At 59.7% G+C, this 18,740-nt stretch carries 16 protein-coding genes; 13 read left to right on the top strand and 3 right to left on the bottom strand.

Annotation, left to right across the window (positions count from 1 at the left end; genetic code table 11):
• The first annotated feature begins 80 nt into the window (after positions 1 to 80).
• Positions 81 to 1,055 carry a GlxA family transcriptional regulator gene (locus AB6K10_RS17930; RefSeq protein WP_339119497.1) on the top strand — a complete coding sequence of 325 codons (975 nt, stop codon included), beginning with the start codon at positions 81 to 83 and terminating at the stop codon, positions 1,053 to 1,055.
• A 4-nt stretch (positions 1,056 to 1,059) separates the two neighbouring features.
• Here the strand turns inward: AB6K10_RS17930 and AB6K10_RS17925 are convergent, their stop codons facing one another.
• Positions 1,060 to 1,854, bottom strand: a complete 795-nt coding sequence (locus AB6K10_RS17925; protein ID WP_253017887.1) for an SDR family NAD(P)-dependent oxidoreductase — start codon at positions 1,852 to 1,854, stop codon at positions 1,060 to 1,062.
• Positions 1,855 to 2,083: 229 nt separating this feature from the next.
• Here AB6K10_RS17925 and AB6K10_RS17920 point away from each other — a divergent pair, with 229 nt between their 5' ends.
• The 6 genes from AB6K10_RS17920 to AB6K10_RS17895 all read left to right on the top strand — a co-directional run bounded on the left by AB6K10_RS17920 (position 2,084) and on the right by AB6K10_RS17895 (position 8,820).
• Positions 2,084 to 3,298: an aspartate aminotransferase family protein gene (locus tag AB6K10_RS17920; RefSeq protein ID WP_139526614.1), complete on the top strand. Its 1,215-nt coding sequence runs from the start codon at positions 2,084 to 2,086 to the stop codon at positions 3,296 to 3,298.
• A gap of 35 nt (positions 3,299 to 3,333) precedes the next feature.
• Positions 3,334 to 4,398 (top strand): arginine N-succinyltransferase, encoded by a 1,065-nt coding sequence (locus AB6K10_RS17915; protein ID WP_339119496.1) that lies wholly within the window; start codon positions 3,334 to 3,336, stop codon positions 4,396 to 4,398.
• On the top strand, positions 4,398 to 5,429 hold the full coding sequence (gene astA, locus AB6K10_RS17910) for an arginine N-succinyltransferase (protein WP_339119495.1): 1,032 nt from the start codon (positions 4,398 to 4,400) through the stop codon (positions 5,427 to 5,429). Before AB6K10_RS17915 ends, astA begins: the two co-directional genes overlap by 1 nt.
• A gap of 81 nt (positions 5,430 to 5,510) precedes the next feature.
• Positions 5,511 to 6,983, top strand: coding sequence for a succinylglutamate-semialdehyde dehydrogenase (astD, locus tag AB6K10_RS17905; RefSeq protein WP_339119632.1), 1,473 nt, complete (start codon positions 5,511 to 5,513; stop codon positions 6,981 to 6,983).
• Positions 6,980 to 8,338: an N-succinylarginine dihydrolase gene (astB, locus tag AB6K10_RS17900; protein ID WP_339119494.1), complete on the top strand. Its 1,359-nt coding sequence runs from the start codon at positions 6,980 to 6,982 to the stop codon at positions 8,336 to 8,338. The genes astD and astB overlap by 4 nt, the downstream gene beginning before the upstream one ends.
• 56 nt (positions 8,339 to 8,394) lie before the next feature.
• Complete coding sequence (locus AB6K10_RS17895; protein ID WP_339119493.1) at positions 8,395 to 8,820, top strand: GNAT family N-acetyltransferase; 426 nt, start codon at positions 8,395 to 8,397, stop codon at positions 8,818 to 8,820.
• Between the two features lie 28 nt (positions 8,821 to 8,848).
• Here AB6K10_RS17895 and AB6K10_RS17890 read toward each other — a convergent pair whose 3' ends face one another.
• Positions 8,849 to 10,027: a glycosyltransferase gene (locus AB6K10_RS17890; protein ID WP_339119492.1), complete on the bottom strand. Its 1,179-nt coding sequence runs from the start codon at positions 10,025 to 10,027 to the stop codon at positions 8,849 to 8,851.
• A 106-nt stretch (positions 10,028 to 10,133) separates the two neighbouring features.
• Between AB6K10_RS17890 and AB6K10_RS17885 the strand changes: the two genes are divergently transcribed.
• From AB6K10_RS17885 to AB6K10_RS17865, 5 genes are all read left to right on the top strand, one after another.
• Positions 10,134 to 10,361, top strand: a complete 228-nt coding sequence (locus AB6K10_RS17885) for a hypothetical protein (RefSeq protein WP_339119491.1) — start codon at positions 10,134 to 10,136, stop codon at positions 10,359 to 10,361.
• Positions 10,354 to 11,844 carry a sodium:solute symporter family protein gene (locus AB6K10_RS17880; RefSeq protein ID WP_339119490.1) on the top strand — a complete coding sequence of 497 codons (1,491 nt, stop codon included), beginning with the start codon at positions 10,354 to 10,356 and terminating at the stop codon, positions 11,842 to 11,844. Before AB6K10_RS17885 ends, AB6K10_RS17880 begins: the two co-directional genes overlap by 8 nt.
• Positions 11,845 to 11,906: 62 nt before the next feature.
• Positions 11,907 to 13,235: a DUF2252 family protein gene (locus AB6K10_RS17875; protein WP_339119489.1), complete on the top strand. Its 1,329-nt coding sequence runs from the start codon at positions 11,907 to 11,909 to the stop codon at positions 13,233 to 13,235.
• Between the two features lie 562 nt (positions 13,236 to 13,797).
• Entirely contained in the window at positions 13,798 to 14,133 is a 336-nt protein-coding gene (locus AB6K10_RS17870; RefSeq protein ID WP_339119488.1) for a DUF305 domain-containing protein, read from the top strand.
• Between the two features lie 84 nt (positions 14,134 to 14,217).
• Positions 14,218 to 14,931 (top strand): trimeric intracellular cation channel family protein, encoded by a 714-nt coding sequence (locus tag AB6K10_RS17865; RefSeq protein ID WP_339119487.1) that lies wholly within the window; start codon positions 14,218 to 14,220, stop codon positions 14,929 to 14,931.
• On the opposite strand, the gene AB6K10_RS17860 is transcribed toward AB6K10_RS17865, so the two are convergent.
• A complete protein-coding gene (locus AB6K10_RS17860) occupies positions 14,928 to 17,876 on the bottom strand; it encodes a hypothetical protein (protein WP_339119486.1) in 2,949 nt (982 codons plus the stop codon). The two genes, AB6K10_RS17865 and AB6K10_RS17860, sit on opposite strands and share 4 nt — an antisense overlap.
• Positions 17,877 to 17,983: 107 nt before the next feature.
• On the opposite strand from AB6K10_RS17860, the gene AB6K10_RS17855 reads away from it, so the two are divergent.
• A complete protein-coding gene (locus AB6K10_RS17855; protein WP_159342868.1) occupies positions 17,984 to 18,691 on the top strand; it encodes a DUF3581 family protein in 708 nt (235 codons plus the stop codon).
• Positions 18,692 to 18,740 lie beyond the last annotated feature (49 nt).

The following is an 18,740-nucleotide window of genomic DNA, read 5'->3' as shown; positions in this document are numbered from 1 at the left end:
GTAAGATGTTGGTAACACAAATGACCCAGTTAGCCAGCGGCGGTTTTCATGCATCGCAATAGGCAGTACAGCGAACCCACATGCACTCCAGTACGTTAACGCCACCCCCTAGCCACCGCAGGCGGGTGGCGTTTGTGCTGCTGCCGGGGTTTTCGCTGTTGGCTCACGCCAGCGCTATTGAGCCGCTGCAAATGGCCAACCAGCTGAGCGGCCAGATGCTGTACCACACCGTTACCCTCAGCCTGGATGAAGAGCCCGTGCGCAGCGGCGCGCAGCTATCACTTATCGCGCAGCATTCGTTAGGAGCCCCCCTTGGCCCGCTGGATTTACTGCTGGTGTGTGCGCCTACGCCGCTACCCTACGTATTGCCCGCGAAGCTCAACGAGTGGCTGCGTAGCCACCAGGGCCGAGGCGTGGCCTTTGGCGGTTTGGCCGGTGGCACCGAGGTGCTGGCCCGCTGTGGTTTGCTGGAAGGCTACCGCGCTACTTTGCCTTGGCAGCGCTTCGATGCGTTTGCCCAAGCCTACCCCCAAGTCACGCTCTCTCAGCAGCTCTTCGAGATTGATCGTGACCGCCTGACCTGCGCGGGCGGCACCGCCGCTATGGATATGATGCTCACGCTAATTGGCAAGCATCACGGCCCACGCCTAGCCGAGCAGGTCTCCGAACAGTTCGTCTGCGACCGTATTCGCTTGGCTGATGAACGCCAGCACGTGCCGCTGCGCAACCGTTTGGGCCACGCGCCCCAAAGCTTGGTGGATGCGGTCACCCTGATGGAAGCCAATATCGAAGAGCCGCTCTCGACGTTGGAACTGGCCGAGCATTTGGGGATCTCTCGGCGTCAGTTGGAGCGATTATTCAAGAAGTACTTGCAGGCGGTGCCCAGCCGCTACTACCTCGACCTGCGTTTGCAGGAAGCACGCAAACAGCTGCGTGAGAGCGACCGGGCCGTCGGTGATATTGCCTTTGCCACTGGGTTTTCTTCAGGGGCTCACTTCTCAACCGCCTATCGCCACCATTTCGGTATGACGCCGAGAGAGGAACGGCTCGGATAACGCTTTACGTCAGCGTATCCACAATGCCGCCCTCTACGCGAAGCGCGGCACCGGTAGTGGCACTGGCTTGTGGCGAGGCTGCATAGACGCTCATGTGGGCGACTTCTTCGGGCGTCGCCAAGCGCTGAATGATCGACGACGGACGGTTCTCTTTGACGAAACGCGCTTCTACTTCCTGCTGCGAGATACCCTCTTTCTGAGCGATGTCGCTGAGCATGTTCAACACGCCCTCTGAGCGCGTGGGTCCTGGAAGAATAGCGTTGACCGTGACTTGGGTGCCACTCAATACTTTTGCCAATCCTCGTGAAATGGACAGTAGCGCAGACTTTGTCATGCCGTAGTGAACCATTTCGCTGGGAATGTTGATCCCGGATTCGCTGGACACGAACTGGATGCGGCCCCAATCGCGCTCACGCATGCCCTTGGCGTAATGACGCGACAAACGAACCGCGCTCATGATGTTAACATCGAAGAATTGTTGCCAAGTGGCGTCATCTACGTCGAAGAAGTCTTGTGGGCCAAAGATGCCTACGTTATTGATAAGGATGTCGGTCTCGGGCTGCTGGTCAATCAGAGCCTGACACCCTTCTGCAGTACCTAGATCGGCGGCTACCCCGGTCGCGCGGGCCTCGGGGAGGCGCTTTTTTAGGGCAGCGATGGCATCATCCACCCGCTGCTGCGTGCGCCCGGTAACGACTATTTCTGCGCCCGCGTTGGCCAGTCCTTCTGCGATGGCATAGCCGATACCGGCGGTAGATCCGGTGATAATGGCATGCTTGCCGCGTAGATCGATCTTCATGGTTCAGCTCCTTGGGTCAAAAATGTCCGTGCCGCTCCACAAGGCACTAGTGAATGCCCTACTAATGACAATGGGGCGCTTTAGACATTCTTCAAGGTGATGCGAGCCAGTACTTAGATGTAAATGCACACGTCTCTATTCATAATTTACCGTCCCAATACTGAAAGCAGGGCGTCCTACGCCCCCCGTATACTGATTCAATCGCTTACTCCACTGGAGGTACTGTCCCATGAGCCACACCCCGAACCGTCAAGACTTCGACCACTACATGGCGCCTAACTACGCGCCGCAGCAGATTATTCCGGTACGTGGTGAAGGCAGCCGCTTGTGGGACCAAGAAGGCCGTGAGTACATCGATTTCGCTGGCGGTATTGCGGTGAACTCCCTGGGTCACTGCCATCCGGTGCTGGTCAATGCGCTGAAAGAGCAGGGCGAAAAGCTTTGGCATCTCTCCAACGTATTCACCAACGAACCGGCGCTCAAACTGGCCAAAACCCTTACCGAGCGCACCTTCGCCGATAAGGTCTTTTTATGCTCCTCCGGCGGTGAAGCTAACGAAGCTGCGCTGAAGCTGGCCCGCCGCTGGGCGGTCGACCACTACGGCGAGCATAAAGACAAAATCATCTCGTTCTACCAGTCGTTCCACGGCCGCACCTTCTTTACCGTCAGCGTAGGCGGCCAGCCCAAGTACTCCCAAGGCTTTGGCCCGGTACCGGGCGGCATTCTGCACGCCAACTTCAACGACCTGGAGAGCGTGCGTAAGCTCGTGGGCGACGACACCTGCGCCATCATGGTCGAGCCGATGCAGGGCGAGGGCGGCATCGTTCCCGCTACTCAGGAATTCCTGCAGGGCCTGCGCGATTTGTGTGACGAGCACAACGCGCTGCTGATTTTCGATGAAGTGCAAACCGGCGTTGGCCGTAGCGGTGAGCTCTACGCCTACAAGAACTTCGGTATCACGCCAGACATTCTCACCAGCGCCAAATCGCTGGGCGGCGGCTTCCCGATTGGTGCCACGCTGACCACCGACGCTATCGCCAAATCGCTGGCCATCGGTACCCACGGCTCTACCTACGGGGGCAACGCGCTGGCCTCAGCGGTAGCGCTGGCGGCGGTCGAGTTCATCGATACACCGGAGGTGCTGCAAGGTGTCAAACATCGCCACGACCTGTTCCGCGAGCACCTGGAAACCATCAACCGCAAGCACGGCGTTTTCAAAGAGATCCGTGGTATGGGCATGCTGATGGGGGCCCAGATGTCGGACGCCTTCGAAGGCCGCGCCAAGGATATTCTGCCGCTGGCGATTGAAGAGGGCGTGATGGCGCTCATCGCGGGGCCCAACGTGCTGCGGATGGCCCCCTCGCTGGTGATTCCCGAGGAAGACATTGCCGAAGGCATGGCGCGCCTAGAACGTGCCATCGAGCGACTTGTCGCCAGCGCATGAGTAGAGCGCAAGTCACACAAGAGGGGGCGCTGAACATGTTGGTAATCCGACCGGTCACCCTGGCTGACCTTCCCGCCTTGGAGCAACTGGCAGAGCACGCGGTGCCACGGCTGACCAACCTGCCCGCCAACCGTGAACGCCTTGAGGAGCGCATTGTGCGCTCCCAGGAAGCATTCGCCAGCGAGATCGAGTTTCCCGGTAACGAGCACTATATGTTCGTGCTAGCGGACGATAGCCGCAATGACGTGCTGGGCACGGCCACTATCCGTGCCCAGGCGGGGGCCGCCGAGGCCTACTACACCTACCGCCAAGAGACGCTGATTCACGCCTCTCAGCAGCTTAACGTTCGCCGTGAAGTGCAAACGCTGGCGCTGTCTCATGAAGCCTCGGATGCCACGCTGCTTTGCGCGCTGTCGCTCAACCCACGCTACAAAGGCACCAGCGCGGAGAGCTTGCTGCGCCGGGCGCGGCTGATGTTTATCGCCCAATACCCGGAGCGCTTCTCGCGGATATTAGCAGTGGCCTTCCCCGGCTATTTGGATAGCCAGAACGAATCCCCCTTTTGGGAGAGCGTGGGCCGCCACTTCTTTGCCCGCAGCTTCCAAGAGATGAATCACATGGCAGGCGTGCGTTCGAAAAGCTTTATTGCGGAAGTGATGCCGCAGTTTCCGCTCTACTTGCCGCTACTCACGCCCCAGGCCCGCGCTGCGATTGGCCGCGAGCATCCGGCCCATGAAGAGGCATTGGCGGAAATGCTGGCCGAAGGCTTCGTGCGCTCCCGGCATGTGGATATTTTCGATGCGGGCCCCATCCTCAAAGCCGAACGCGAGCGCCTGGAAACGTTCCGCCGCGCGGCCTGGCACCCGGTGCGGATACGCCCCGAGCACGCGCTGCCGGATGCCGAACCGGCGATGATTGCCAATCAAACGCTGAGCGATTTCCGCTGTATCGTCGCGCGCTACGCGCTCTCGCCCACGGGACAGCTGATGCTCTCCCCGCAGCACGCGGAGCGCTTGGGCGTAGAAGAGGGTCGGGCGGTGCTGGCGGCACCGTTAACCCTGCCAAGCGCCATCGATGCGCTTGATGAAGGAGAGATGTAATGCGCATTCGACCCATTGCCCGTAATGATCTGGATGGGCTCCAGGCGCTTGCGCAGCAGGCCGGTGTTGGCTTTACCTCGCTGCCGGATAACCGCGAGTTTTTGGCCGGTAAGATCGAGTCTGCCGCCCGCGCGTTCGAAGAGCGTACGCCGGTGGATGACCGTCTCTACTTCTTTGTGCTGGAAGATGAAACCAACGGCGAGCTAGCAGGCTGCTGCGCCATCGAAGGCCAGGTAGGGCGTGAAGTGCCGTTCTACAACTACCGGCTTGGCACGCTGGCGCACTCGTCGGTACAGCTCGATCTGCATCGCACCATCGACACGCTGTTCTTAAGCTCCGACCACACCGGCGACGCCGAAGTGTGTTCGCTATTTCTGCGTCCGGAGTATCGCGGCGAGGCCAACAAATACCTGCGTAACGGGGCGCTGCTTTCCAAAGCGCGCTGGCTGTTTATTGCCCAGTTCCGCGACCGCTTTCCGCAGAAAGTGCTGGCCGAGATGCGCGGCGTGTTCGATGAGAACAACGTTAGCCCCTTCTGGGAGAGCCTGGGGAAACACTTCTTCCCCATGGATTTCAACGAAGCCGACCGCTTGACCGGCCTGGGCCAGAAGAGCTTTATCGGCGAGCTGATGCCCAAGTTCCCGATCTACACCACCTTCATGTCGGAAGAGGCGCGGGCTTGTATTGGGCAGGTGCACCGGCACACCCGGCCAGCGCTGGAGATGCTCAAAAAAGAGGGGCTGCGCTGGGAAGGCTACATCGACATCTTCGATGGTGGACCCACGGTGGAGGCCTACATCGATGACGTGCGGGCGATTCGCAACTCGCAGCTTTATCAGGTGGAAGTTTCCTCTAACGCGCCACAAGAGAGCGTTAGCCGCTGGCTGGCGGCATCTACCCAGATGCTGAACTTTACCGCGAGCTGGATCGGCCGCGGCCCGGCAGATAGCAGCACAATTGTGCTCACCCCCGACGAGGCCGAGCGGCTAGGCGTTTCCACCGGCGACGCCGTTCGCCTGCTGGAAACCTAATATTGGCAATCTAAGCGCCCCCTCGACCCGCGCCAAGACGACAAAAACTCAGTGAAGGAGAGCACGATGCACACCCAGAACATGCACGCCCAGCAGCAGCAACTGATCAACGGCGCCTGGGTCGTCGGCGACGCCGAGCCCTTTACCAAGCACGACCCCGTTGCGGGAACGCTGCTATGGCAAGGGGCGGCTGCCTCTAGCCGTCAGGTAAGCACGGCGGTGGAGGCAGCCCGTGCGGCGTTTCCTGCCTGGGCGCGCACGCCCTTTGCTGAGCGCCAGGCGCTGGTGGAGCGCTTTGTAGACGTATTGACCGCACGTCGCGAGGACTTGGCCATTGCCATCGCCTCGGAAACCGGCAAGCCATTGTGGGAAGCACGCACCGAAGCAGGCGCGATGATTGGCAAGGTCGCGCTCTCCATCAAGGCGTACCACGAGCGCACCGGGGAGCGCGAAAAAGAAGTGGGCAGCGCCAAAGCGGTTCTGCGCCACCGCCCCCACGGCGTGATGGCGGTGTTTGGCCCCTATAACTTCCCTGGCCACCTTCCCAACGGCCATATGGTGCCTGCCCTGTTGGCGGGGAACACCGTGGTGTTCAAACCCAGCGACCAAACCCCGCTCACTGCGGATTTCACCCTGCAGTGCTGGTTAGAAGCCGGATTGCCTGCCGGCGTGATCAACCTCGTGCAGGGCGGTGTCCCGGTCGGGCAGGCGCTCTCCGCCCATCCCGGTATCGATGGCCTGCTGTTTACCGGCAGCGCCAAAGTGGGTGGAATGCTGCAGCAGCAGTTCGCCGGGCAGCTGGATAAAATCCTCGCGCTGGAATTAGGCGGCAATAACCCGCTGGTGGTGAAGGATATCGACGACGAGCGCGCAGCGGTGCTGACGATTCTGCAATCAGCGTTTCTCTCCGGCGGCCAGCGCTGCACCTGTGCGCGCCGCTTGATGGTGCCCCAAGGCGAGGTGGGCGACCGTCTCATCGACGCGCTCTCTGAGGCTATCGCCAAGCTTCATGTGGCGGGGCAGTTCGACGAGGAGCCCGCGCCGTTCTATGGCGGCTTGGTAAGCGTTGCCGCAGCCGATGGCCTGCTCAACGCCCAGGATGAATTGGAAGCCATGGGCGGTACGGTCATTAACCGTATGCAGCGCCTCAAAGAGAACACCAGCCTGCTCAGCCCCGCGCTGATCGACGTGACGGGCCTGGACGTGCCCGACGAGGAGCACTTCGGCCCGCTGCTGAAAATCCATCGCTACGCGGGTTGGGATGAGGCGCTCGCCCTTGCCAACGACACCCGTTACGGCCTTTCTGCCGGGTTGATCGGTGGCGAGCAGGCGGATTGGGACGACTTCTTATTGCGTATTCGCGCAGGCATTGTGAACTGGAACCGTCAGACCACCGGTGCCTCTGGCGATGCGCCCTTCGGCGGCGTAGGCGACAGCGGCAACCACCGCCCCAGCGCCTACTACGCGGCGGATTACTGCGCCTATCCGGTCGCTTCCATGGAAGCCGAAAGCCTGGAAATGCCCGAAACCCTGCCGCCGGGAGTCAACCTATGAGCGTCAACAGCATTCGCGAAGTCAACTTCGATGGCTTGGTAGGGCTTACCCACAACTACTCGGGGCTTGCCCACGGCAACGTGGCCTCCATGAGTCACGGCGGCTTGGTCTCCAACCCCAAAGAGGGGGCGCTGCAGGGGCTGGCCAAAATGAAGTCGCTGATGGACGCAGGCTACGCCCAGGGCGTGCTGCCCCCTCAGCAGCGCCCAGACTTAGGTGCGCTGCGTGATTTAGGCTTTAGCGGCAGCAATAGCGAGATCCTCGCTAAAGCCGCGAAGCAAGCGCCGCAGCTGCTGCGGGCGGTATGTTCAGCCTCCAGCATGTGGACGGCTAACGCAGGCACCATTACGCCTAGCGTCGATGCACCGGATGGCCGGGTGCACTTCACCCCCGCCAACCTGCAGTCCAGCTTTCACCGCTACCTAGAGCCGAAGACTACCGGCCGCGTGCTACAAGCGATTTTCCGCGACGAGCAGCGCTTTGCCCATCACCCGGTGCTGCCCGCCACGCCCGCGTTTTCTGATGAAGGGGCGGCCAACCATACTCGCCTGTGCGGCGAATACGGCGAGCCAGGCGTTCATCTCTTCGTTTACGGCCGCCAAGCGTTTGGCGACCCGAGTAGCAGTGGGCGCGAACCCAAGCGCTATCCCGCCCGCCAAACCCTGGAAGCCAGCCAAGCGGTGGCTCGTCAGCACGGGCTGAGCGACGCGCAAACCGTCTTCGCCCAGCAGCACCCGGAGGCCATCGATGCTGGGGTGTTCCACAACGATGTGATTGCCGTGGGTAACGGCCCGGTGTTGCTCTACCACGAAATGGCGTTTCTTGATGAAGAACGCACGCTGGACGAGCTGCGCGCCAAGATGAGCACGCCGCTGATTCCCGTTCGGGTGCCGGTGGAAGCGGTGAGCATGGAAGACGCGGTGGCGTCGTACCTGTTCAACTCCCAACTGCTCTCCAACCCAGACGGCACCATGACCCTGGTGGTGCCCAGCGAGTGCCAAGAGCGTGAAGCCGTTTGGAACACGATTCAGAACTTCATCCTGGCGGGCAATAACCCCATTGGCGAAGTGATCGTCAAAGACGTGAAGCAGAGCATGCGCAACGGCGGCGGCCCCGCCTGCCTGCGCCTGCGGGTGGTGCTAACGGAAGCCGAGCGCGCCGCCCTTACCGGCCGCGTACTGCTCAGCGATGCACTTTATAGCGACCTCACCGCCTGGGTGAACCGCCACTACCGCGACCACCTCACCAGTGAAGACCTCGCCGACCCCCAGCTCGCCACCGAAGTGCTCACCGCGCTGGACGAACTCACTCAGCTACTGCAAATTGGCCCGGTGTATCCGTTCCAGTTGGGGTAGGCAATGAACGGCCAAATTCGTGTTTGCCAACGGCCGGATGGTTCAGGTGTTAAACGATGACGCCTGTGATCCAGCCGACGGGCGATAAGGCGTTTGCCGAAACGCTCATTCGTCACAACATGGCGGCTTACCACCAGCAGCTAGGATGGCACTGGGACTCCGCCCTGTTCCATCAGCAGTGGCGCGAGTTAGAGAGCTTTGAGTTAGTCATCAATGCGACCCCTGTGGGCGTGCTATGCCTCCATCAGGAAGGTGACGCCTACCATATTCGAGAGCTGCAAATTGCCCCGCCGTGGCAGCGCCAAGGCTTGGGAACGGCGGCGCTCCACTTCGCCGAAGCGCATGCCCGGCAAGCGGGTATTCACCGACTGCGGCTGCGGGTATTTAGTATCAACCCCGCCATGGATTTATACGAGCGCATGGGGTTTCGAGTGCTGAACACCGAAGACGCAGTGCACGCCATGGAGCGGTGTATTGTGTGATCCTCTCTATCGACAACTATATCGACAACTAAGCAGGCGATGAAGCAAACGCTTTAGGGCATTGGCTCTCATAAAGCGCTGACAGTGCTTCGGCTTTGGTATCTTCATTCCAGCGCTGGGCGTAAGCTTGGCCGCGGTGGGCGAGGGTGGTGCGAAGCGCGTCATCAGAGAGCAGTCGGCTGACGTGTTCTGCAAAGCGGGCAGGGTGCTCTTCCGCGATCAGGCAGCCCTCATCCTGTTGCAATACATCTTGAGTGCCCATGATGGCGGTTGAGACGACCGGAGTGCCCAACGCCATGGCTTCCAGCAGTACCAAGCCTTGGGTTTCGGTGCGGGAGGCAAACACAAAGGCATCGGCTGCTCGGTAGGCATCTTGCAGTGCGCCATCTCTGGGAAGGTAGCCTAAAAAGTGAACCGCATCGGATAGGCCTGCTTGCTGGGCCTGCTGTTTCAGTGAGGCGAGTGCCGGGCCTTCTCCGACGATGACTAGGTGAGTCTCCGGGTGTTGGTGGCGCACCTGAGGCAGCATATCGATCAAAAAGCCGACATTTTTCTCATACGCGGCGCGCCCTACAAACAGCAGCAGTCGACCCTGTATTGGGAGGCCATGACGCTCGCGAAACTCTCCGCCAGCGGTTTGCGCGACGAAATGAGTGAGCGACAAGCCCGTAGCGATGGTCGCGATCGGGGAGCGAACGCCATAGACCGATAGGGCAGTGGTCATGGCGGACGAAGGAGCGACGACGGCGGAGAGCTGATGGCACTGGTGCACCGAAAATCGCCGGGCGGCAAAGCGCAGGCTGCGGCGAGGCAGCCACGGCACGTAGTGGTGTAGATACTCTTCAAACAGCGTGTGGTAGGTGCCCACCACGGGTACGCCGAGCCCTTTACTTAATGCCACGCCCGCGTAGTGCGCCACAAACGGGGTGTGAATGTGGATTAGGTCGAACTCGATGGCGTGCAGTGACGGAACCAGCGCCATGATGGCTTGGTAGCGCATCATGCGGTCTTCCGGGTCACCTAATACGCCTCGTGAATCGATACGCCAAAGGCGCGGGTCTTCGTTGGCGTGATCCATATAGCGAGGGCAAATCAGATGTACTTCGTGGCCCAAGCGCTCCAGCGCCCCACGAAAGCTTTCAATCGACGTGGAAACGCCGTTCACCCGGGGGAAGTAGACGTCGGAAAGCATTAAAATCTTCATCATAAGCGGCTTAACGGCTGGCATTGCGGCCTAGTGTGGCAATGTGCCGTGACACCGCCATGACAGCCGCTGAGGCTACCACTTCTTTTCATCATCTTATGGATATGACATGCGACGTTTTTTAGTGCTGCCCACGTCTCGGGCGGGCTGGGGGCTTTTCATTGCCTTTGTGGCGCTGGTATTGGCCGGTATTTGGCCAGTGATTGGTTGGGTGAACCGGGCCACGCTGGTGATGGGACTGCCACTGCTGGTGGTGTGGAGCTACATGATCATGTTTGCCTGCGTGGCGGTCATGCTAGTGGGCAACCGCATTGTAGAGCGAGACGACCATGAGTAGTGCCTGGCCGCTGGTCATTACGCTTTTATACGTGGCCACCGCGATGCTGATCGGCCTTCGCGCACGGGCAGGCCGATCCATGAACAGTCTTGAAGAGTGGGGCGTGGCGGGGCGCAGCATGGGGCCAGTGACGCTTTACCTGCTGATCGCGGCGGGTAGTGTGAGTGCTTACACCTTCATGGGCGCGCCGGGCTGGGCTTATTCCAAAGGCGTGGCGGTTTTTTATGTAGCGATTTATCTGGCGTATTTGGCGCTGGTGGCGTGGTATTTCGGGCCAAAGGTATGGCAGTTCGGCGAGCAGTTTGGCCATGTGACGCAGGCAAGCGCCATTGCCGACCGCTACCAAAGCCCTGCATTGGGGGCGCTGTCCGCGCTGGTCATGGCGGTAGGCTCCGTGGCCTACGCGGTGCTACAAACGATTGGCTCTGCTTATATTCTGTTTGTGATGAGCGGCGGGTTGATTCCCGTTTGGCTGGGCGTACTGTTGGTGCTGGCCTGCATTGCCGTTTATCTCTACGCCAGCGGGCAGCGGGCAATTGGCCGCACCAACGCGTTCCAGGGCGTGCTGATGCTGGTGGTGGCCTGGGCGGTAGGCCTGTGGGCCATATACAGTGCCACCGGCGGGCTGAGTTTTGCGGGCGTGTTTAAACGCATCGCCGCCGAGCACCCCGAGTTTCTGACCCTACCCGGCGCGGGGGGCGATATGAGTTTTAGCTTCTGGACCACGTCGATCATCGTCTCGATGTTCTCGTTTATGCCCCCCGTCTGGACGCAGTGGATGAGCGCCTCTTCAGCGCGCACCATCCGCCGCAGCGCGACGTGGTTACCCACCTACTACGTGGTGATTCTGCCCATGGTGGTGGTGGGCTTTATCGGTATTTTCTCGCTGCCGGAGCTGGCGCGGGCAGATACCGTGGTGCTGGAGTACGCTATGCAGCACTTGCCCGTGGTGTTAGTTGGACTGCTGGGCGCGGGCACCTTGGCCGCCTCTATGTCCTCCAGCGAGCCGTTTATTCATTCGGTTTCCCTTTCCGTGAGTAAAGACGTGCTGCAGCCGTTGCTCAAGCTCTCGGAGGGCACCACCGCCAAGCTGGCGCGTCTTTTGATTCTGCCCATTATGTTTCTGGTGATTGCGCCGCTGGCGATTGCTGAGCCGGGGAGCCTAGTGATGATTTTGCTGGTGGGGCTTGGCTTTGCCTCGCAGGTTTTGCCCGCCTTTATCGGCATGTTCTTTTGGCCTCGCGCCTCAAGGCTGGGCGTTATGGCGGGCATTTTAGGCGGTTTTATAGTTACCGTGGCGTTCACCACCTTATGGCGGCATCCGCTCGGCATTCATGCAGGGTTTTGGGGGCTGATGGTCAATTTGCCGCTGTTTGTGCTGGTGTCGCTAGTGACCCCTGCTACGCGTGAAGAGGTGGTCGAGCGCTTCTTTCGCATTTCAGCGCCCCGTGGTCTGACGCGTTTGGGCAAGCGGGTGTCTTAATCTGTTAACGTGCATCGTCTACGCTTAACCTAAGCGATTTAATGCACACATAAAGGGACTGTATGAGCCACGCATTGACAGGACATAACCGCCCTCAGCAGGTCATTGAGGCCATTCAAAAGGCGAATGCACCGCTGAGTACGGCGCATCGGCAGGCGAAATACGCCAAAATGGCGGCCTCTCCCTATCGCTTCTTTCGAGGCTCAAATCACCTTTATTGGCAAGACGTATGGCACGACTGGCGCTTTGCGCTGTTCGGCGGTTGGCCGAATACGCAAACCTGGCTTCAGGGCGATGCCCATGCCTACAATTTTGGCGCTTACGGCCATCACGATGACCAAGTACGCTACGGCATGGATGACTTCGACGATGCGTTGATTGGGGATTATCAGTACGACGTGTGGCGGCTGGCGATTAGCCTAGTGCTGGATGCCCGCGAGAACGCCGAGCTGAGCCCCAAAGCCATTGATAAAGCGCTGAGCAAACTGTTAGAAGGGTATATAGACACCCTTAGCATTCATCGTGAGGATGACGTGGCGATCCATGCGATTACGCTGGATAGCGCCAAAGACCCGCTCAAATCCTTTATGGGCAAGGTGGCCGATAAACAGAGCCGTGCCCGCATGCTGGAGAAGTGGACGACGCTAGACCCAGATAAAGGGCGTCAGTTTGCCGAGCGCCCCGGCAAGCTCGCCAATCTGCCAGCCGATGTGGCAAGCCAGCTACGGCGCATCATTGAGCAGGAGTACCAGCAAACGCTGCAGCACCCTATTAAGGAGAGCGACCCGCAGCACTTCTTCGTTAAAGATACCGCGCGGCGCTTGGATGCAGGCACTGGGTCGCTGGGCGTCGAGCGGTACTACGTGCTGATTGAGGGCGGGGCGGATCATGAACACGACGATGTGATTCTGGACATCAAAGAACAGGTGACGCCAGAAGCCTACCGCCTGATGGACAAAGCGCAGCAGCAGGCGTGGCGTAAGCTGTTTCCCAATGAAGGTATTCGCCATGCCGCGGCGTTCCATGCCATTGCGGAGCACCCGGATGCTTACCTTGGCTGGTTGACCATGAACGGCAAGGTGTTCTCGGTACGCGAACGCTCGCCTTTCAAAAAGGATTACCCCACCCATAAGCTCTCTGGCGGTAAAGCCTACCGCAAGCTGGCGCGCCAGTGGGGTGAAATTCTAGCCCGTGAACACCTGCGGGGTGCGCAGGCACTTAACCGAGGCAAAGCCTCACCGTTTGCCGACGCGGTATGCCAGCGGTTAGAAGGGCGTGAGGAGCAGTTTATCGGCGTGGTCTCAACGCTTGCTAAGGCCTACGCCGACTGTGTGAATCAAGACTACCAAGTGTTTATGGAGCATTTTCTAGCCACTGACACGGCATCATAGGCTGATCAGTACCGTGCCAGTGGCGTAACGCGTTAGCTGCTACTGGCACCACCGAGAATGCCACTTCTTAAGCCGCTTTCCTGACCGGAGCGGCTTTTAGCGGGAGTTCTCTTCGTTACCGCCGATAGCGCTAAGCACCCGCTTGATGGACTCCTACTCTTCTTGGGCGCGCAAAATGGCAGATTCTTTATCGCCTTGAACGTACAAGATGGCGGATTACCGCTGGCCCTGGGCCATAGCAGCGATACTGGGCGTCAACAGCACCATCGCGCCAGCGGTCAGTTCGGGTACGCCCAACAACAGGACGAGTACCAGTCAGCCGTAAGCAGGGTGCTAGTCCATGTGTACTCCATGACTAATGGCGAAGGGGATTAACAGAGTAACGCGATTAGCGCATCTTGACCTGTGGGCAGCCTGTAAGTTTTAGACTTCGATGATCTATCTTGCTGAGAAGAGCGCTGCTATGCCGATCTCTAGTTCTGTTAGCCAAGTGTTAATTTCCCGGCCACTCTTTGCACACCGTATGGCTGTTCCTTTATGGGTTTTAGCAGGATTACTGATCGTGCCGCCTGCTATTGCTCAGCAGCAAGTCCACTCTGGTAGCCACGACGAGCACACCAATACCGCTCACTCTCGCAGTGATAACCCTGCGGTAGCCGCCTACCAAGCGGCCAGCGCGCGTATGCACGAAGAGCTGGCGACAGCATTGACAGGCGATCCTGATGTGGATTTCGCCCAAGGTATGATTCCCCATCACGAAGGTGCCATTGCCATGGCGGAAATCGTGCTGGAGCACGGCGAAGATGATGAGATTCGTCAACTGGCTGAAGAAATTATTGCTGCTCAAGAGAGTGAAATTGCTTTCCTAAAAGAGTGGTTGCAGCGTCACGGCTATTAAGCCGACCGGCTCTCTGATCACTACACCCCTGCCGAATGAGTGATATTCTGCCCGCTTAAACAGCAGGTGATGAGGGAGAGCCGCGTGTCGGGTGTGATTTATTGGTTGGATATGGCGGGGGTGATTGTGTTTGCCCTGTCGGGCGTGATTTTGGCATGCCGCTCGCGGATGGACCCTTTCGGTATGCTGGTGCTGGCGGCGGTGACGGGCATTGGGGGCGGTACGCTGCGTGATTTGGTGCTGGGCGTTAGGCCGGTGTTCTGGGTGACCGACCCGACCTACCTGTGGGTGATCTTGGCCACGGTGGGCGTGTCGCTGGTGGGGTTTCACTACATTCATCGTCTTTCCCGAGGCTTTTTGCCCGTAGCCGACGCCTTTGGGCTGGCGCTATTTACCGTGATCGGCACGCACAAAGCGCTGCTGCTGGGAACCTCTGGCGTGGTGGCGGTACTGATGGGCATGATGACCGGCGTGGCGGGCGGCATGATTCGTGATGTGCTGGCCCAGCGGGTGCCGATGGTGCTGCGTGAAGAGATTTATGCCACCGCCGCCATGGCGGGCGGGATTGTTTATGTTGCGCTGCAGGCGCTCGATGCGCCGTTAACATCCACCATTGCCGCCTCATTGAGCGTGACGCTGGGCCTGCGCTTAGCGGCAATTCATTGGCACTTGGCCCTGCCGGTGTTTGCCTGGGTCACGGTGCCGCCTAAACACCAAGACGCCAACGCGCCGCTGTCTACACCTCAAAAGGCCAAAGAGCGCGTGCGTATGATTCGTCGAGAACGCACACGCCGCTAAGGCCTTGGAAAGCGCTGGGCCTCTCGCCAGCGGTCAAACCAGCGCTTGGGTTGTAGCACGCGCAGGGCCGGTTCGCTGTCGTTCAGCTCCACGCCGAGACCCACGGCGCCCAGCCGCGCATAGAGCGCGCCGTTGGCTTGGCCGTCCGCTAAGGTAACATCGGAAAGCAGAAGCAGCGGGCCGCCTGTGAGCGTGAGGTCATGCAGGCGTATTTGCTCGTCGCTCACTGTGAGTAGGGCGTGACCGTTGATGTCATGCACGTTTAAAAGCCTGCCCAGCCAGTCGCTCTCCCGGGCACGGGCGAGAAATAGCCGTGCCAGCAGCCCAGTATCGCGCATGTCTAACCGTAGCTGGCTGGTGAGGTGTATCGGGTCGCCCCAGTTGAGTTGGGCTTCTTCCATGGTGAGCTGCACCCACCAGCCTGCGTCCTGAGTGCCGTCGTCGCTTCGGCGAAAGACGTTTTCCAGGCGCAGGTAGGAGTCATTGGCGACAAAGCGGCGCGTCTCGATATCGCCCTCGGTGTGCTGTAAATGCAGCGTCACATCGCCCTTTAGGCGCTGTTCCAGTAGCGCCATCTCCGTTTCAAAAGCGCGCAGCGTGATATCACCTTGGGCGCGCAGTCCCTCTAGCAGCCATTCGCTGGCTAGGCTGGCGTTGCCGGAGAGTAGCTCAACCCCCGCATCTTCTGGCAGGTAGCGGTTGTAGCGGGTAATGTCCGGCACCTCGGTGATTGGCAGCGCAACGCGAGTGGTGAAGTGTTCGGGAGCGGGGGCGTCCAGCACGTCACTAAAGCGATCGGTTTGGGTAGTGAGCGCAAAATGGCGGCCTTCCAGATGCGGGCGGTCATCATCTTGCCGACGTAGGGCGAACTGTGGAATGCCCAGCGAAAGCTGTGCTTGCTCGGGGCTATCTAACTGTGCGGTCAGCTCGCCGCGCCCGGTGGCCAAGTAGTCGAGAAACGTCACTTCCAACTGGTTAGCATTAACCCGTAGCCGTGTAGGGGCTTGCAGCGTGTCGTCTATAAACGCTCCCTGTAAAAAAAGCTGACCGTTGCCGGAAAGCGATACGCCGTGAGCGTCCGGTAAAAACGTGTTGAGAAACCCTAGCCGCTGCACGCTGCCTTCCAGCGTGAACTGCCCGCTTGGGGTGGCGTTTTGGCGCTGAAAGCGACCGTCGCGCAGCACCAGCGTGCTCTCCAGCGCTACGCCGGGATGTTGCGGGTCGGCCACCTGCCAGCTTAACCGCGAGCCGCTGATGTCCAGCGCTGTGCCATCCAGCGCCGCTTGGTTGATGGCCAGCGCAAGCTGCGTATCGCTCACCAACGTGCCGCTCTGCTCGCTTCGTTGCCAGCCGGTGGTCAGCGCGTTGCCAGCTAAATAAAGCTCTCCGCTCAGTTGCTCGGTCGTGAAGCGAAGCTGACCGTGGCTGGTGGCTGAGCCGCTGTTTAACGTTAGCGGAGAAGGGCTGGGCAACACTGACGCAAGGTAGGGTTGTAGCGCTTGAATATTGGGCAGCGTTGCTTCTTCCCAGCTCAGTTGCGCCGTGGCGCTTTGTTGTGCCTGTTCGGGGTCGAGGGGGCTTTGTGCGGCTAGCGTTAGCGCTGCGTCCGCCAGTAAGGTTCGCTCCTGATGGCGCAGCGTGGCGTCTGAGAAGGCCAGCGATGCCGCTACTTGCTCATCGGGGGAGAGCGTCGCGTCGAGCGTACCGCTGCCTTGCGCGATGAGTTCAAGCAGCTCTGCGCCTAGCGTGGGGGCTTGAACGGTCAGCGATGCTTCATAAGGGCGCGCATCCCGCAGCGTCGCGCTCGCGGTGATACTTCCCTGGCCGGTTAGCCGAATCCCTTGGCCATCGAAGGCCGTTGCGAGATAGCGGTCAAGCATGTCCAGGCGCGTTACCTCGCCCGATAGCTCAAGTGAGGCGCCAGTGGGCAAGTCGAGCTGATCCAGGCGCTGGTTGGGGATGTGTGTAGAAAGGGCGAGCCGTGTGTTTGTAGCGTAGGGGTGCGTGTCGGCTAGCGTGACGTCTTCCAATTGAGTAGCGAAGCGTAGTTGCCTATCTTCCACGGCGAGCCTGACGCGCCCCTGGCCCGTGGCGGTATGCGGCGGCGGTGTGTCATCCGCTACCAGCCAGCGGCGCGTGTTATCGGTACTCCTCAAGCGCTGCTCATCGATAGAGAGCGCAAGCCTTGGGGCTGCTAATGTGAGTTCGCTGCCCGGCTGTAGTTGGCCCTCGGCAAGCGCAAGCTCACCTTCCAATACGCCGCTGCCTGCCAGGCTCAACCAGGGTAGCGCTTCTAGGTAGGGCATGAACACGTCCCAAGCATCCGCTTGAGCTGTGATGGCAAGTTGGGCGGTGAGGGCGTCGAGCAGCGCCTCCGTCAGCGCATCGTTACTTTGCTGGGTAGAAAGTGAGTCCAGTGACGCCGTACTGCGTAGCTGAATGTCCTGCACCAGCGTGGTTTGATCGCTCAAGCGGACGAGGCGGCCTTGGGTAATGTCCAAACCTACATAAGGCACGCTAAGGGTCTCTTGGCTGAACTGGGTATCCTCGACCTTCAGCTGGCCCTCTGCCTCCAGGGCAATGTCCCCGACGGTAAAGCGGCGAATGCCGTTCGCTTCCAGTGCTTGGATATGTAGCTCTCCGCGCAGCAGGGCAAGCAGCGATAGCGACAGGGTGGCTTGGCTGGCCTCGACGGTAATCGGTAGCGCTTCGTCTTCCCGGGCTAGGTAGAGGTTGTCGACCTCCCAACGCCCTGGGTGAAGGCTCTGGGCGTTAGACCAGCGCACCTCGACCCCTTCTATGGTGGAGATTCGTTGCGGTAGCCACTGGCTGTTGAGTAGCCAGTAGCTGCCTATCAGCCAAATCAGCACAAGCGCTAGCGCGCCAAACAGCAAGGCGATGAGAAGGCGAAAACGGCGTGGAGTAGCGGGCGTGTCACTCGTCATACGGGCTTCCTAGCAGATGACTCCTGTTGGCGCGTGTTTTATGGCATTATGCGCGACGTGGGGCAGTTTTGGGTTTTCGATTTCAACGCTAGGCAGGCAGCAAAGCCATGTTCAAGGATTTTTACGCGCAGCGCGGAGAGTATGTGGTGATCTCCGCTGAGCAGGCCAGCCGCTTCGCTAAAGGTGTGGCCGGCGACTACAACCCGATTCACAATCCGGATGCACGGCGCTTTTGCGTCCCCGGCGACCTGCTATTTACGCTGGTACTGGTGAAGTTCGGGCTGTCGCGACAAATGGAATTTCGCTTCACCAATATGGTGGGTGCTGATACACCCATCAAGTTCAGTGAAACCGAGAACGGGGATATCCACGTCTGTGACGACAGTGGCAAGTGCTACTTGCAGGTTGTTCGCAGTGGCGAGATGACCCGCGATGAAGCGGTGGTAGAAGGGTTTGCCCGCTGCTACGTAGCGTTTTCGGGTAAGAACTTCCCCCACTATCTCAAACCGCTTATGGAGCAGCATGGGGTGATGTTCAACCCCAAACGTCCGTTAGTGATTTACGACAGCATGGGGTTCTGTCTGGAGCGTTTGGATGGCTTCTCGCCCAACTTGGCGCTCACACAATCCTCGTTAGACGTACAAGGCAAGCGTGCCGATGCCTTGTTGGAGTTTTCCATCGAGTCTGCCGGTGAATCGGTCGGCGTGGGCTCGAAGAAGCTCGTGGTGAGCGGGCTGTGTGACTACGATGCCACCGAAATGGCGGCCATCGTCGACGAGTTTTATCGCTTGAAAGCCGCCTACGAAGCTGCCTAAGTAGCCGACCGCGCTACGCTGCGTTAGCGCAATGGCGGGTGCCATAAAC

This window comes from Halomonas sp. BMC6, assembly GCF_964204995.1.
GTDB lineage: Bacteria > Pseudomonadota > Gammaproteobacteria > Pseudomonadales > Halomonadaceae > Vreelandella.
Note: the sequence above shows the minus strand (reverse complement) of the source record. Positions and strands in the feature narration are given on the sequence as shown.

Coding starts and splice junctions, on each gene's coding strand:
- AB6K10_RS17880 (WP_339119490.1), top strand. CDS start 10,354: ATGAGTAGTGCCTGGCCGCTGGTCATTACGCTTTTATACGTGGCCACC.
- AB6K10_RS17855 (WP_159342868.1), top strand. CDS start 17,984: ATGTTCAAGGATTTTTACGCGCAGCGCGGAGAGTATGTGGTGATCTCC.
- astA (WP_339119495.1), top strand. CDS start 4,398: ATGCGCATTCGACCCATTGCCCGTAATGATCTGGATGGGCTCCAGGCG.
- AB6K10_RS17930 (WP_339119497.1), top strand. CDS start 81: ATGCACTCCAGTACGTTAACGCCACCCCCTAGCCACCGCAGGCGGGTG.
- AB6K10_RS17860 (WP_339119486.1), bottom strand. CDS start 17,876: ATGACGAGTGACACGCCCGCTACTCCACGCCGTTTTCGCCTTCTCATC.
- astB (WP_339119494.1), top strand. CDS start 6,980: ATGAGCGTCAACAGCATTCGCGAAGTCAACTTCGATGGCTTGGTAGGG.
- AB6K10_RS17920 (WP_139526614.1), top strand. CDS start 2,084: ATGAGCCACACCCCGAACCGTCAAGACTTCGACCACTACATGGCGCCT.
- AB6K10_RS17895 (WP_339119493.1), top strand. CDS start 8,395: ATGACGCCTGTGATCCAGCCGACGGGCGATAAGGCGTTTGCCGAAACG.
- astD (WP_339119632.1), top strand. CDS start 5,511: ATGCACGCCCAGCAGCAGCAACTGATCAACGGCGCCTGGGTCGTCGGC.
- AB6K10_RS17885 (WP_339119491.1), top strand. CDS start 10,134: ATGCGACGTTTTTTAGTGCTGCCCACGTCTCGGGCGGGCTGGGGGCTT.
- AB6K10_RS17875 (WP_339119489.1), top strand. CDS start 11,907: ATGAGCCACGCATTGACAGGACATAACCGCCCTCAGCAGGTCATTGAG.
- AB6K10_RS17925 (WP_253017887.1), bottom strand. CDS start 1,854: ATGAAGATCGATCTACGCGGCAAGCATGCCATTATCACCGGATCTACC.
- AB6K10_RS17890 (WP_339119492.1), bottom strand. CDS start 10,027: ATGATGAAGATTTTAATGCTTTCCGACGTCTACTTCCCCCGGGTGAAC.
- AB6K10_RS17915 (WP_339119496.1), top strand. CDS start 3,334: ATGTTGGTAATCCGACCGGTCACCCTGGCTGACCTTCCCGCCTTGGAG.